The 12,403-nt window shown below is 62.8% G+C and carries 23 protein-coding genes; all 23 read left to right on the top strand.

Annotated elements, in window-relative coordinates; all coding sequences use genetic code 11:
• The first annotated feature begins 5 nt into the window (after positions 1 to 5).
• The 23 genes from rpsS (at position 6) to NQ204_RS16955 (ending at position 12,265) form a co-directional block, all read left to right on the top strand.
• On the top strand, positions 6 to 275 hold the full coding sequence (gene rpsS, locus NQ204_RS17065) for a 30S ribosomal protein S19 (protein WP_004145340.1): 270 nt from the start codon (positions 6 to 8) through the stop codon (positions 273 to 275).
• Positions 276 to 287: 12 nt separating this feature from the next.
• Complete coding sequence (gene rplV / locus NQ204_RS17060; RefSeq protein ID WP_004145348.1) at positions 288 to 623, top strand: 50S ribosomal protein L22; 336 nt, start codon at positions 288 to 290, stop codon at positions 621 to 623.
• An 18-nt stretch (positions 624 to 641) separates the two neighbouring features.
• A complete protein-coding gene (gene rpsC / locus NQ204_RS17055) occupies positions 642 to 1,376 on the top strand; it encodes a 30S ribosomal protein S3 (protein ID WP_004145350.1) in 735 nt (244 codons plus the stop codon).
• Positions 1,377 to 1,381: 5 nt separating this feature from the next.
• Positions 1,382 to 1,795, top strand: coding sequence for a 50S ribosomal protein L16 (gene rplP / locus NQ204_RS17050; protein WP_004154486.1), 414 nt, complete (start codon positions 1,382 to 1,384; stop codon positions 1,793 to 1,795).
• The gene (gene rpmC, locus NQ204_RS17045) at positions 1,795 to 1,980 is read left to right on the top strand and encodes a 50S ribosomal protein L29 (RefSeq protein WP_004145353.1); all 186 of its coding nucleotides are present in this window, start codon (positions 1,795 to 1,797) and stop codon (positions 1,978 to 1,980) included. Before rplP ends, rpmC begins: the two co-directional genes overlap by 1 nt.
• A gap of 11 nt (positions 1,981 to 1,991) precedes the next feature.
• The gene (gene rpsQ / locus NQ204_RS17040; RefSeq protein ID WP_079220755.1) at positions 1,992 to 2,261 is read left to right on the top strand and encodes a 30S ribosomal protein S17; all 270 of its coding nucleotides are present in this window, start codon (positions 1,992 to 1,994) and stop codon (positions 2,259 to 2,261) included.
• Between the two features lie 11 nt (positions 2,262 to 2,272).
• Positions 2,273 to 2,641 (top strand): 50S ribosomal protein L14, encoded by a 369-nt coding sequence (gene rplN, locus NQ204_RS17035; protein ID WP_010483978.1) that lies wholly within the window; start codon positions 2,273 to 2,275, stop codon positions 2,639 to 2,641.
• A 16-nt stretch (positions 2,642 to 2,657) separates the two neighbouring features.
• Complete coding sequence (gene rplX, locus NQ204_RS17030) at positions 2,658 to 2,975, top strand: 50S ribosomal protein L24 (RefSeq protein ID WP_079220756.1); 318 nt, start codon at positions 2,658 to 2,660, stop codon at positions 2,973 to 2,975.
• Positions 2,976 to 2,986: 11 nt separating this feature from the next.
• Entirely contained in the window at positions 2,987 to 3,529 is a 543-nt protein-coding gene (gene rplE / locus NQ204_RS17025) for a 50S ribosomal protein L5 (RefSeq protein ID WP_079220757.1), read from the top strand.
• An 18-nt stretch (positions 3,530 to 3,547) separates the two neighbouring features.
• Complete coding sequence (rpsN, locus tag NQ204_RS17020) at positions 3,548 to 3,853, top strand: 30S ribosomal protein S14 (protein ID WP_079220758.1); 306 nt, start codon at positions 3,548 to 3,550, stop codon at positions 3,851 to 3,853.
• A gap of 256 nt (positions 3,854 to 4,109) precedes the next feature.
• Positions 4,110 to 4,508 carry a 30S ribosomal protein S8 gene (gene rpsH, locus NQ204_RS17015; protein WP_005408210.1) on the top strand — a complete coding sequence of 133 codons (399 nt, stop codon included), beginning with the start codon at positions 4,110 to 4,112 and terminating at the stop codon, positions 4,506 to 4,508.
• Positions 4,509 to 4,526: 18 nt separating this feature from the next.
• Positions 4,527 to 5,051: a 50S ribosomal protein L6 gene (gene rplF / locus NQ204_RS17010; RefSeq protein WP_108767852.1), complete on the top strand. Its 525-nt coding sequence runs from the start codon at positions 4,527 to 4,529 to the stop codon at positions 5,049 to 5,051.
• A 32-nt stretch (positions 5,052 to 5,083) separates the two neighbouring features.
• Positions 5,084 to 5,437 (top strand): 50S ribosomal protein L18, encoded by a 354-nt coding sequence (gene rplR / locus NQ204_RS17005; RefSeq protein ID WP_005408212.1) that lies wholly within the window; start codon positions 5,084 to 5,086, stop codon positions 5,435 to 5,437.
• Between the two features lie 161 nt (positions 5,438 to 5,598).
• Positions 5,599 to 6,141, top strand: coding sequence for a 30S ribosomal protein S5 (gene rpsE, locus NQ204_RS17000; RefSeq protein WP_004145411.1), 543 nt, complete (start codon positions 5,599 to 5,601; stop codon positions 6,139 to 6,141).
• Positions 6,134 to 6,325: a 50S ribosomal protein L30 gene (gene rpmD, locus NQ204_RS16995; RefSeq protein ID WP_004154497.1), complete on the top strand. Its 192-nt coding sequence runs from the start codon at positions 6,134 to 6,136 to the stop codon at positions 6,323 to 6,325. The genes rpsE and rpmD overlap by 8 nt, the downstream gene beginning before the upstream one ends.
• Before the next feature lie 6 nt (positions 6,326 to 6,331).
• Positions 6,332 to 6,775, top strand: a complete 444-nt coding sequence (rplO, locus tag NQ204_RS16990) for a 50S ribosomal protein L15 (protein WP_116864877.1) — start codon at positions 6,332 to 6,334, stop codon at positions 6,773 to 6,775.
• Between the two features lie 7 nt (positions 6,776 to 6,782).
• Positions 6,783 to 8,150, top strand: coding sequence for a preprotein translocase subunit SecY (secY, locus tag NQ204_RS16985; protein ID WP_079220761.1), 1,368 nt, complete (start codon positions 6,783 to 6,785; stop codon positions 8,148 to 8,150).
• Positions 8,151 to 8,495: 345 nt separating this feature from the next.
• The gene (rpsM, locus tag NQ204_RS16980; protein WP_004145437.1) at positions 8,496 to 8,852 is read left to right on the top strand and encodes a 30S ribosomal protein S13; all 357 of its coding nucleotides are present in this window, start codon (positions 8,496 to 8,498) and stop codon (positions 8,850 to 8,852) included.
• An 11-nt stretch (positions 8,853 to 8,863) separates the two neighbouring features.
• Positions 8,864 to 9,253, top strand: coding sequence for a 30S ribosomal protein S11 (gene rpsK / locus NQ204_RS16975; protein WP_004145443.1), 390 nt, complete (start codon positions 8,864 to 8,866; stop codon positions 9,251 to 9,253).
• A gap of 15 nt (positions 9,254 to 9,268) precedes the next feature.
• A complete protein-coding gene (gene rpsD, locus NQ204_RS16970) occupies positions 9,269 to 9,898 on the top strand; it encodes a 30S ribosomal protein S4 (RefSeq protein ID WP_004145446.1) in 630 nt (209 codons plus the stop codon).
• Positions 9,899 to 9,953: 55 nt separating this feature from the next.
• Complete coding sequence (locus NQ204_RS16965; RefSeq protein WP_079220762.1) at positions 9,954 to 10,952, top strand: DNA-directed RNA polymerase subunit alpha; 999 nt, start codon at positions 9,954 to 9,956, stop codon at positions 10,950 to 10,952.
• A 191-nt stretch (positions 10,953 to 11,143) separates the two neighbouring features.
• Complete coding sequence (rplQ, locus tag NQ204_RS16960; RefSeq protein WP_079220763.1) at positions 11,144 to 11,527, top strand: 50S ribosomal protein L17; 384 nt, start codon at positions 11,144 to 11,146, stop codon at positions 11,525 to 11,527.
• A 231-nt stretch (positions 11,528 to 11,758) separates the two neighbouring features.
• On the top strand, positions 11,759 to 12,265 hold the full coding sequence (locus tag NQ204_RS16955; RefSeq protein WP_108767854.1) for a disulfide bond formation protein B: 507 nt from the start codon (positions 11,759 to 11,761) through the stop codon (positions 12,263 to 12,265).
• Positions 12,266 to 12,403: the final 138 nt, after the last annotated feature.

Below are 12,403 nucleotides of genomic sequence, written 5' to 3'. Positions count from 1 at the left end.
CGACCATGGCACGTTCACTCAAGAAGGGCCCGTTTGTCGATCACCACCTGGTTGCTAAGGTGGCTGCCGCTGCGGGTAGCAAGCGTCCGATCAAGACCTGGTCGCGTCGTTCGATGATCCTGCCTGACATGGTAGGCGTCACCATTGCCGTGCATAACGGCAAGAACCACATCCCGGTTCTCGTCAACGAGAACATGGTCGGCCACAAGCTCGGCGAATTTGCCATCACCCGGACCTTCAAGGGTCACGGTGGTGACAAGAAGTCGGGTAAGTAAGGAGAGATGACAATGGAAGCGAAAGCCATCCTGCGCACTGCGCGCATCTCCCCGCAGAAGGCTCGTCTGGTCGCTGACCAGGTGCGCGGTCTGCCGGCCGAACGTGCGGTCAACCTGCTGAAGTTCTCGGACAAGAAGGCTGCCCACCTGATCAAGAAGGTGGTGGAGTCGGCTATTGCAAATGCCGAGAACAACCAGGGCGCCGACGTCGACGAGCTGAAGGTTCAGACCATCATGGTTGATGAAGGTCCGACCCTGAAGCGTTTCATGGCGCGGGCGAAAGGCCGCGGTACCCGCATCCTCAAGCGCACCAGCCACATCACTGTGGTTGTGGGCGCCGCCAAGTAAGCGGATAAGGAAAAGACCATGGGTCATAAAGTTCATCCGATTGGTATCCGCCTCGGCATTTCCAAGGACTGGAACTCCAAGTGGTACGCCAACAAGGCCGAGTTCGCTGGTTACCTGGCAGCCGACCTGAAAGTGCGCGAAATGCTGCGCAAGAAGCTGGCTCAGGCCGGCATCAGCAAGATCCTGATCGAGCGTCCGGCCAAGACCGCTCGCGTGACGATCCACACCGCCCGTCCGGGCGTGGTGATCGGCAAGCGCGGTGAGGACATCGAGAAGCTGCGCAAGGAAGTGAGCGAGATGATGGGCGTCCCGGCGCACATCAACGTCACCGAAGTGCGCAAGCCGGAACTGGACGCTCAGCTCGTTGCCGAGTCGATCGCCCAGCAGCTGGAGCGCCGCATCATGTTCCGCCGCGCCATGAAGCGCTCGGTCGGCAACGCGATGCGCCTGGGTGCCCTGGGCATCAAGGTCAACGTGGGTGGCCGCCTCAACGGTGCAGAAATCGCCCGTTCGGAGTGGTACCGCGAAGGCCGCGTGCCGCTGCACACCCTGCGTGCCGACATCGACTATGGCTTCGCTGAAGCCAAGACGACCTACGGCATCATCGGCATCAAGGTCTGGATCTACAAGGGCGAGGTCTTCGATTTCTCCCAGGTTGGCCAGGAAAAGCAGGACGACACCCCGTCGCGCAACGATCGTCACGATCGCGGCGACCGCGGTGACCGTCAGCGCCCGGCTCGTGAAGCGAGGTAACGACAATGTTGCAACCCAAGCGAACCAAGTACCGCAAGGTGCACAAGGGCCGTAACGACGGCCTGAGCTGGAGCGCCAACGCTGTCAGCTTCGGCGAATACGGCCTCAAGGCAACCGCCCACGGTCAGCTGACCGCGCGTCAGATCGAAGCGGCCCGCCGCTCGATCAGCCGCTACGTGAAGCGCGGCGGCAAGATGTGGATCCGTGTGTTCCCCGACAAGCCCATCACCAAGAAGCCCATCGAAGTTCGAATGGGTTCGGGTAAGGGCAACGTGGAATACTGGGTGGCCCAGATCCAGCCCGGCCGCATGATCTATGAAATCGAGGGTGTCTCGGAGGAAGTGGCACGCGAGGCGTTCCGCCTGGCCGCCGCCAAGCTCTCGGTCACCACCACTTTCGTGACCCGGACGGTGCGCTGATGGAACTGAAAACTCTCCGTGAAAAGTCGGCTGACGAACTGAAGGCCCACCTGATCGACCTGCGTAAGGAACAGTTCTCTGTCCGTATGCAGCAGGTCACCGGCCAGCTGCCGAAGACTCACGATATCCGCCGCGTCCGTCGCGAGATTGCTCGCGTCAAGACGCTGCTCGGCAGCACGAAGTAAGGACGGCCGCTATGAGCGACAATATCGAAAACAAAGCGCTGCGCACGGTCGAAGGCCGTGTGGTCAGCAACAAGATGGACAAGACGGTTACCGTCCTGGTTGAGCGTCAGGTCAAGCACGCGCTGTACGGCAAGTACATCAAGCGCTCGACGAAGCTGCACGCCCACGATGCCGACAACGCCTGCAAGGAAGGCGATGTCGTCCGCGTGACCGAGATTGCTCCGATGTCCAAGACCAAGAACTGGCGCGTGGTGGAAGTCATCACGCGCGCGGCTGAATAAGGAGCTGAATCATGATCCAGATGCAGAGCTACCTTGACGTCGCGGACAATTCGGGTGCCAAGCAGGTGATGTGCTTCAAGGTGCTGGGTGGTTCCAAGCGCCGTTACGCCGGCATCGGCGACATCATCAAGGTCACCGTGAAGGATGCGATTCCGCGCGGCAAGGTCAAGAAGGGTGAAGTGTATGACGCCGTCGTTGTGCGTACCCGCAAGGGTGTGCGTCGCGCCGACGGTTCGCTGATCCGCTTCGACGGCAACGCTGCCGTCCTGCTGAACAACAAGCAGGAGCCGATCGGCACCCGTATCTTCGGGCCGGTGACTCGTGAACTTCGTTCGGAGAAGTTCATGAAGATCGTCTCGCTCGCTCCCGAAGTGCTGTGAGCGACAGGAGATAATCATGGCTAACCGTATCAAGAAGGGCGACCAGGTTGTCGTCAACGCTGGCAAGGACAAGGGCAAGCAGGGCGAAGTCGTCCGCGTCGACGGCGACCGTGTGGTCGTCGGCAACGTGAACATCGTCAAGCGCCACACCAAGCCGAACCCGCAGGCAGGTGTTGCCGGCGGCGTGGTCGAGCGCGAAGCTTCGATCCATATCTCCAACGTGAATGTGCTGAACCCGGCTTCGGGCAAGGGCGAACGCGTTGGCTTTAAGGTGCTGGAGGATGGACGCAAACTGCGTGTGTTCCGCTCCAGCGGTGAGGCGCTCGACGCCTGAGGAATGAGAAGATGAGTTCCCGTCTCGAAAAGTTCTACAAGGAAGAAGTGGTACCGGCGCTGATGAAGCAGTTCGGTTACACCAATCCGATGGAAGTGCCGAAGCTTGTCAAGGTCACCCTGAACATGGGTGTCGGCGAAGCGGCCACCAACAAGAAGATCCTGGAAAACGCCGTCGGCGACATGACCAAGATTTCCGGCCAGAAGCCGGTTGTCACCAAGTCGCGTGTGTCGGTTGCGTCGTTCAAGATCCGTGATGGTTGGCCGATCGGCTGCAAGACCACGCTGCGTCGCCACAAGATGTACGAGTTCCTGGATCGCCTGATCAACATCTCGCTGCCGCGCGTGCGCGACTTCCGTGGTGTGTCCGGTCGTTCCTTCGACGGTCGCGGCAACTTCAACATGGGTGTGAAGGAACAGATCATCTTCCCGGAAATCGACTTCGACGCTGTCGACGCGATCCGCGGCATGGATATCGCCATCACCACCACTGCGAAGACCGATGCGGAAGCGAAGGCGCTGCTTGCAGCGTTCAAGTTCCCGTTCCGTAACTGATCCGTCGAGGAATCCGAAATGGCAAAGACCTCCATGGTCAACCGCGACATCAAGCGGGAAAAGCTGGCAAAGAAGTACGCTGAGAAGCGTGCGGCTCTGAAGAAGATCGTGTCCTCCGTGGACGCGACCTACGAAGAGAAGATCGACGCCGCAACCAAGCTGGCCAAGCTGCCGCGCGATTCGTCGCCGAGCCGCCACCGCAACCGTTGCGAACTGTCGGGTCGTCCGCGTGGCGTCTACAGCAAGTTCGGCCTGGGCCGTAACAAGCTGCGCGAAGCCACCATGCGTGGCGACGTCCCGGGTCTGCGCAAGGCCAGCTGGTAATCCCAGCCGGCCCTGTGATCAGGAGCCCCTTCGGGGGTTCCTGAACCGGGCAGGGGAGGCATTCAGCTTCCCCAATGCAAAAAAGCAGGGAGCCCGGCGCAAGCCGGGCTCTTTTGGCGTATACTCCCGCGTCTTGCTCTGTGCAAACGGGGTAGCAGGGCAGTCCAATGGCCTGCCGCAACAAGGGGCCTGGCCCGTTTCCAGGAGACAACAGATTTTCGCGAAAGCGGATATCGGTGCACTCAAAGGTACTCATATGAGCATGACTGATCCCATCGCCGACCTGCTGGTCCGCATCAAGAATGCGGCCGCGGTTGGCAAGCAGACGGTGAAAGCCCCGTCGTCCAAGATCAAGGTTGCGATCGCCCAGGTCCTGAAGGACGAGGGTTACATCACCGACCTGCGCGTGACCCAGCTGGAAAACAACAAGTCCGAGCTGGAAATCGTGCTGAAGTATTTCGAAGGCAAGCCGGTCATCGCGACCCTGAAGCGCTTCTCGCGTTCGGGTCTGCGCCAGTACCGCGGCAAGAGCGAGCTGCCGAAGGTCATGAATGGCCTGGGCATCTCCATCATTTCCACCTCCAAGGGCATCATGACTGATGCGCAGGCGCGCCAGCTGGGCGTCGGCGGCGAAGTCCTGTGCTTCGTGGCCTAAGGCGAAAGGAGTAATACTATGTCCCGCGTAGCCAAGAAGCCCGTCACCCTGGGTAAGACTGAACTGAACGTCCAGGCCGATTCCGTCACCGTCAAGGGCCCGAAGGGCACCCTGTCGCTGCCGAAGCCGGCTGGCATTGCCATCAACGTCGACAACGGCGTTGCCACCCTGAGCACCGAGAACGCTGACCTGGTCCCGCTGACCGGCACCGTCCGCGCCATTCTGGCCAACATGGTCAAGGGTGTGTCCGAAGGCTTCGAGCGCAAGCTGGAGCTGGTCGGCGTGGGTTACCGTGCTGCCATGCAGGGCAAGGACCTGAGCCTGTCGCTCGGTTACTCGCACCCGATCGTGTTCGTGGCGCCGGAAGGCATCACCATCACCACCCCGACCCAGACCGAAATTCTGGTGCAGGGCGCTGACAAGCAGGTCGTCGGTGAAGTCGCCGCCAAGATCCGTGCGTTCCGCAAGCCGGAACCGTACAAGGGCAAGGGCGTGAAGTACTCCGACGAAGTCATCATCCGTAAGGAAGCCAAGAAGGCCTAATCAGGCTCTTCCGCTTTCAAGGGAAAAAAATCATGAACAAGAACATCGCCCGCCTGCGTCGCGCCAAGTCGACCCGCGCCCACATCCGTGAGCTCGGCGTTGCCCGCCTGTCGGTGCTGCGCACCGGCCAGCACCTGTACGCCCAGGTCTTCACCGCTGACGGTTCCAAGGTGCTGGCTGCTGCCAATACCACCCAGACCGACGTCATGGAAGGCCTGAAGAACGGCAAGAACGCCGATGCCGCCGCCAAGGTTGGCCGTATCGTTGCTGAGCGCGCCAAGGCCGCCGGCGTCGAGAAGGTTGCCTTCGATCGTTCGGGCTACCGCTACCACGGCCGCATCAAGGCCCTGGCAGAAGCCGCCCGCGAAGCCGGCCTGCAGTTCTAAGGGACAAGGGCAGGGGACCTCGCGTCCCCTGTCCGCCTGCTCGCCCGCCTGAGTGAGGCGGGGCGGCGCCGCTCTTCTGCAGCGGCCCACCGTACCAACGCGGTACTCCACAACCATAAGCGGCCCCGAGCCGTACATACCCAAACTACCAAGGAATCAAGATGGCAGAAGAACGTCAGCAGCGGGGTCGCGATCGCGACCGTAACCGCGAAGAGAAAGTCGACGACGGCATGATCGAAAAGCTGGTCGCGGTCAACCGCGTCAGCAAGACCGTCAAGGGTGGCCGCCAGTTCACCTTCACCGCCCTGACCGTGGTCGGCGACGGCGAAGGCAAGGTCGGTTTCGGTTATGGCAAGGCGCGCGAAGTGCCGGTCGCCATCCAGAAGTCGATGGAACAGGCTCGCAAGAACCTGGTCAGCGTTGACCTGAACAACGGCACCCTGTGGCACACCATCAAGGATGGTCACGGCGCAGCCCGCGTGTTCATGCAGCCTGCTTCCGAAGGTACCGGCGTCATCGCCGGCGGTGCCATGCGCGCCGTGCTGGAAGCGGTTGGCGTGAAGAACGTGCTGGCCAAGGCCACCGGTTCGCGCAACCCGATCAACCTGGTGCGTGCCACCGTGAAGGGCCTGTCTGCTGCGCAGTCGCCGGCTCGCATCGCGGCCAAGCGCGGCAAGAAGGTGGAGGAACTCAACCATGGCTAATGAGTCCAACAAGACTGTGAAGGTGCGCCTGGTGCGCGGCCTGCGTGGTACCCAGTCGCGTCACCGCCTGTCGGTGCGTGCCCTGGGCCTGAACAAGCTCAACGATGTCCGTGAACTGAAGGACAGCCCGCAGGTTCGCGGTCTGATCAACACCGTTCACTACCTCGTCAAGGTTGAGGAGTAATCGATCATGACTCTGCGTCTCAATGAACTGAGCCCGGCACCGGGCGCCCGCACCGAGCGTACCCGCGTCGGTCGTGGTATCGGCTCGGGCCTGGGCAAGACTGCCGGCCGCGGCCACAAGGGTTCGTTCGCCCGTAAGGGTGGCGGCAAGATCAAGGCTGGCTTCGAAGGCGGCCAGACCCCCATGCAGCGTCGTCTGCCGAAGATCGGCTTCCGTTCGCCGATCGCCAAGGACACCGCTGAAGTGCTGCTGTACGCGCTGGACAGGCTGCCGGCCGGTGAGATCGACTTCGCCGCCCTGCGTGCTGCTAAGCTGGTCCCGAGCACTGCAAAGAAGGCCAAGGTCGTCCTCAAGGGCGAACTGACCAAGGCGTTCACCCTGAAGGGTATTGCTGCCACGGCCGGTGCCAAGGCTGCAATCGAAGCTGCCGGCGGCAGCGTGACGGAGTAAGAAAATCATGGCGCAAGCTGGCATCGGTAACCTCGCGGGCGGAATGGGCAAGTTCACTGAACTTCGCCAACGTTTGCTGTTCGTCGTCGGGGCTTTGATCGTCTATCGCATCGGCTGTTATGTGCCGGTGCCGGGCGTCAATCCCGATGCCATGCTTGCCATGATGCAACAGCAGGGCGGCGGCATCGTGGACATGTTCAACATGTTCTCGGGCGGCGCCCTGCACCGTTTGAGCATCTTCGCGCTCAACGTGATGCCGTACATCTCGGCATCGATCGTGATGCAGCTGGCCACCCACATCTTCCCCGCCCTGAAGGCGATGCAGAAGGAAGGTGAGTCCGGCCGTCGCAAGATCACCCAGTATTCGCGCATCGGCGCCGTGCTGCTGGCGGTGGTGCAGGGCGGTTCGATCGCCCTGGCGCTGCAGAACCAGGTGGCACCGTCGGGCGCTCCGGTCGTCTACGCACCGGGCATGGGCTTCGTGCTCACTGCCGTGGTCGCGTTGACCGCCGGCACCATGTTCCTGATGTGGGTCGGTGAGCAGGTCACCGAGCGCGGCATCGGCAACGGCGTGTCGCTGATCATCTTTGCCGGTATCGTGGCGGGCCTGCCGGGTGCTGTCATCCACACCTTCGACGCTTACCGCGACGGCAACATCCAGTTCATCCAGCTGCTGCTGATCGCCATCGTCGTCCTCGCCTTCACCTTCTTCGTGGTGTTCGTCGAGCGCGGCCAGCGCCGGATCACGGTGAACTACGCGCGCCGCCAGGGCGGTCGCAACGCGTACATGAACCAGACCTCGTTCCTGCCGCTGAAGCTGAACATGGCCGGCGTCATCCCGGCGATTTTCGCCTCGAGCCTGCTGGCCTTCCCGGCCACCCTGGCCATGTGGTCCGGCCAGGCCGCCAACCAGAGCGCGGTCGGCCAGACCCTGCAGAAGGTCGCCAACGCCCTGGGCCCGGGCGAGCCGCTGCACATGATCGTGTTCGCTGCGCTGATCACCGGTTTTGCGTTCTTCTATACCGCGCTGGTGTTCAACTCGCAGGAAACCGCCGACAACCTGAAGAAGTCGGGCGCGCTGATCCCGGGCATCCGTCCGGGCAAGGCCACCGCCGACTACATCGACGGCGTGCTGACCCGCCTGACCGCTGCCGGTTCGGCTTACCTGGTTATCGTCTGCCTGCTGCCGGAGCTGATGCGCACGCAGCTGAACGCTTCGTTCTACTTCGGTGGTACTTCGCTGCTGATCGTGGTGGTGGTGGTGATGGACTTCATCGCCCAGGTGCAGGCGCACCTGATGTCCCACCAGTACGAGAGCCTTCTGAAGAAGGCCAACCTGAAGGGCGGCAACCGCGGCGGTTTTGCCCGCGGCTGATAAGCCTGTTATACTTTCGTCTTCCTGACGTGATGGTCCTCCGCTTCGCGGACTCTGGCCACACAAACGAAGGGCGGCCCCCGCAGCGGTTCCGGGTGGGGGTGTGGCGAGGTGGTCCTGCGCTGGAGTAGCGCGGGCGGCCCCGGGGAAACCCAGGTCCAACCTTGTCCGGCGCCGGAGCCTGGGCACACTCCCCAGGCCGGGTCCATGAAACTTCATTGTTTCACGGGCTTCCATGTAAACCGGAACCTTGTTAGTATCGCTAGTTCACTTTTTTGATCCATCCTGCCGGATTGGCGTGCCTGAGGCGCGCTGTCGGCCATCACTCAGCTGGAGAACCGCGTCATGGCGCGTATTGCAGGCGTCAACCTGCCAGCCCAGAAGCACGTCTGGGTCGGGTTGCAAAGCATTTACGGCATCGGCCGTACCCGTTCGAAGAAGGTCTGCGAAGTCGCAGGCGTTGCTTCGACCACCAAGATCCGCGATCTGTCGGAGCCGGAAATCGAGCGCCTGCGCGCCGAAGTCGGCAAGTACATCGTGGAAGGCGATCTGCGCCGTGAAATCGGCATCGCGATCAAGCGCCTGATGGACCTGGGCTGCTACCGCGGCCTGCGTCACCGTCGCGGCCTGCCGCTGCGTGGCCAGCGCACCCGTACCAACGCCCGCACCCGCAAGGGCCCGCGCAAGGCGATCAGGAAGTAAGGGACCTATAAATGGCTAAGCCTGCTGCTAAGACCAAGAAGAAGATCAAGCGCGTCGTCACCGACGGCGTTGCCCACGTCCACGCTTCGTTCAACAACACCATCGTGACCATCACCGACCGCCAGGGCAACGCTCTGTCGTGGGCGACCTCCGGTGGCGCTGGCTTCCGCGGTTCGCGCAAGTCGACCCCGTTCGCTGCCCAGGTGGCTGCTGAAAAGGCCGGTCGTGCTGCGCTGGACTACGGCGTGAAGTCGCTGGAAGTCCGCATCAAGGGTCCGGGTCCGGGCCGTGAGTCGGCCGTGCGTTCGTTGAACAACGTCGGCTACAAGATCACCAACATCATCGACGTGACGCCTATCCCGCACAACGGGTGCCGTCCGCCGAAGAAGCGTCGCGTCTAAAGGGAGCGATAAGAAATGGCTCGTTATATCGGTCCTACCTGTAAGCTCGCCCGTCGCGAAGGCGCCGACCTGTCCCTGAAGAGCCCGGCGCGTGCGCTGGACTCCAAGTGCAAGCTGGAGCAGAAGCCCGGCCAGCATGGCGCCACTGCCCGCAAGGGCAAGCTGTCCGACTACGCCACCCAGCTGCGTGAAAAGCAGAAGGTCAAGCGTATCTACGGCCTGCTGGAGCGTCAGTTCCGCAACTACTACAAGAAGGCCTCGACCAAGAAGGGCAACACCGGCGAGAACCTGCTGCAGCTGCTGGAAACCCGCCTGGACAACGTCGTCTACCGCATGGGCTTCGCCGTGACCCGTCCGGCTGCCCGTCAGCTGGTGTCGCACCGCGGCGTCACCGTGAATGGCAAGTCGGTCAACCTGGCTTCGTACCAGGTCAAGGCTGGCGACGCCATCGCTCTGTCTGAAAAGGCTGCCAAGCAGCTGCGCGTCCAGGAAGCCCTGACCGTCGCCGCCCAGCATGACCTGAGCCCGTCGTGGGTTGAAGTGGATTCCGGCAAGTTCACCGGCATCTTCAAGGCTGTTCCGGATCGTTCGGATCTGCCTGCGGACATCAACGAAGCGCTGATCGTCGAGCTGTATTCGAAGTAATTCACATTGGAGAGCCCCCGGCGACGGCCGGGGGTTCACTAGGAGAACCCGCAACATGACGGTTACCGCCAACCAGGTTCTGCGTCCTCGCGGTCCGCAGATCGAACGCCTTACCGACACCCGTGCAAAGGTCGTTATCGAACCTTTGGAGCGGGGTTACGGGCATACGCTGGGTAATGCCCTGCGTCGCGTGCTGCTGTCGTCCATCCCGGGCTTCGCCATCACGGAAGTCGAAATCGACGGCGTGTTGCACGAGTACACCACGGTCGAAGGTCTGCAGGAGGACGTGCTCGAAGTCCTGCTGAACCTGAAGGACGTGGCCATCCGTATGCATTCCGGCGACAGCGCCACCCTGTCCCTGTCCAAGCAGGGTCCGGGCGTTGTCACTGCTGCTGACATCAAGGTCGACCACAATGTGGAGATCCTGAACAGCGATCACGTGATCTGCCACCTGACCAAGGATACGGCGATCAACATGCGTCTGAAGATCGAACGTGGTTTCGGCTACCAGCCGGCTGCCGCGCGTCGTCGTCCGGACGAAGAAACCCGTGCCATCGGCCGTCTGGTCCTGGATGCCTCGTTCTCGCCGGTCCGCCGCGTCGCCTATGCCGTGGAAGCGGCGCGTGTCGAACAGCGTACCGACCTGGACAAGCTGGTCATCGATATCGAGACCAACGGCACCATCGACGCCGAGGAAGCCGTGCGCACCGCCGCCGACATCCTCAGCGACCAGCTGTCCGTGTTCGGTGACTTCACCCACCGCGACCGCGGTGCGGCCAAGCCGGCCAACAACGGCGTGGATCCGGTGCTGCTGCGCCCGATCGACGATCTGGAGCTGACCGTGCGTTCGGCCAACTGCCTGAAGGCCGAAAGCATCTACTACATCGGCGATCTGATCCAGAAGACCGAAGTGGAGCTGCTGAAGACCCCGAACCTGGGCAAGAAGTCGCTCACCGAGATCAAGGAAGTGCTGGCTCAGCGCGGCCTGTCCCTCGGCATGAAGCTGGAGAACTGGCCGCCGGCCGGCGTCGCCAGCCACGGCATGCTGGGCTGATATCGGGAATGCCTGGAGGCTCCACCGTTCGCGGTGGGGCCTTCAACGCAGCAACACATCGCCATGACGAACCACAGGTTCGCGGGCAGGTCGTCCAGGACGGATGGCCAGGACCAACCGCAGTCCGCGCAGCAACGCCAGGATGGCGACAACGATCCACACAGCCTCATCATTAACCAAGGAATATCACCATGCGTCACATGAAGTCTGGCCGTAAGTTCAACCGCACCAGCGCCCACCGCGAAGCGATGTTCAAGAACATGGCCGCCTCGCTGTTCAAGCACGAGCTGATCAAGACCACCCTGCCGAAGGCCAAGGAACTGCGCCGCGTTGCCGAGCCGCTGATCACCCTGGCCAAGGTCGACTCCGTCGCCAACCGCCGTCTGGCCTTCGCCCGTCTGCGTGACAACGAAGCCGTGGGCAACCTGTTCACCATCCTGGGCCCGCGCTACGCGAACCGTCCGGGCGGCTACCTGCGTCTGCTGAAGTGCGGCTTCCGCGCCGGCGACAACGCTCCGATGGCCTACGTCGAGCTGGTCGACCGTCCGGCCGTGGCCGAGGAAGTGGCCGAGTAATCGGACCGCTCCAACGCGACACAGCGAAAGCCCGGCCTCTGCCGGGCTTTTGCGTTCTGGTAGCGCCGGGCCATGCCCGGCGTTTCCATGTCCGCTATGCTGGCCGGGCGTGGCCCGGCGCTACCCGCAAAGGGATCTGACCCACACCGTTCCGACGGGCGTGCCGTGTGGCGGTTCGAACGGGGCGCGCTCTCGGTTACGCTTGGCGCCTGATCCGTACGAGCGTTGACGATGAATCCTTTGCGCTGGCCCTTCCGCGCCCAGTTCCTGTTGGGCTTCCTGATCTGCGTGGGCCTGCTCGGCTTCGCCATCTTCCTGCAGCTGAAGATGGGCCTGGAGCCCTGTCCGTTGTGCATCTTCCAGCGCCTGGCGTTCGCCGCGCTCGGCCTGCTGTTCCTGATCGGTGCCGTGCACGGCCCGTCCAACCGCCCAGGTCGCGCGACCTACGGCATCCTCGCCTTCATCGCCGCCGCTGTCGGCTTCGGCATTGCCGCGCGCCACGTGTATGTGCAGATGCTGCCGCCGGAAATGGGCTCCACCTGTGGCCCGCCGCTGGCCTTCCTGAGCGAGACGATGGGCCCGCTGGAGGTGTTCCGCACCGTGCTGACCGGTACCGGGAACTGCGGCAACATCGACTGGACCTTCCTGGGCATGACCATGCCGATGTGGTCCGGCGTGTGGTTCGCGCTGCTGGCGCTGTGGGCGCTGGTGGTGTCGCTGCGCAAGGTCAAGCGCTGAAAGCAGAACGGGGTGGGATCCCTTTGCATGGCAAAGGGCGCCGACCCCGTTCGTTGACGCAGGGTAGTGGGGGGGGGGGGGGGGGGGGGGGGGGGGGGGGGGGGGGGGGGGGGGGGGGGGGGGGGGGGGGGGGGGGGG

Origin of the sequence: Stenotrophomonas testudinis (assembly GCF_024499815.1) — a bacterium.
In the GTDB taxonomy this organism is placed as follows: domain Bacteria; phylum Pseudomonadota; class Gammaproteobacteria; order Xanthomonadales; family Xanthomonadaceae; genus Stenotrophomonas.
Note: the sequence above shows the minus strand (reverse complement) of the source record. Positions and strands in the feature narration are given on the sequence as shown.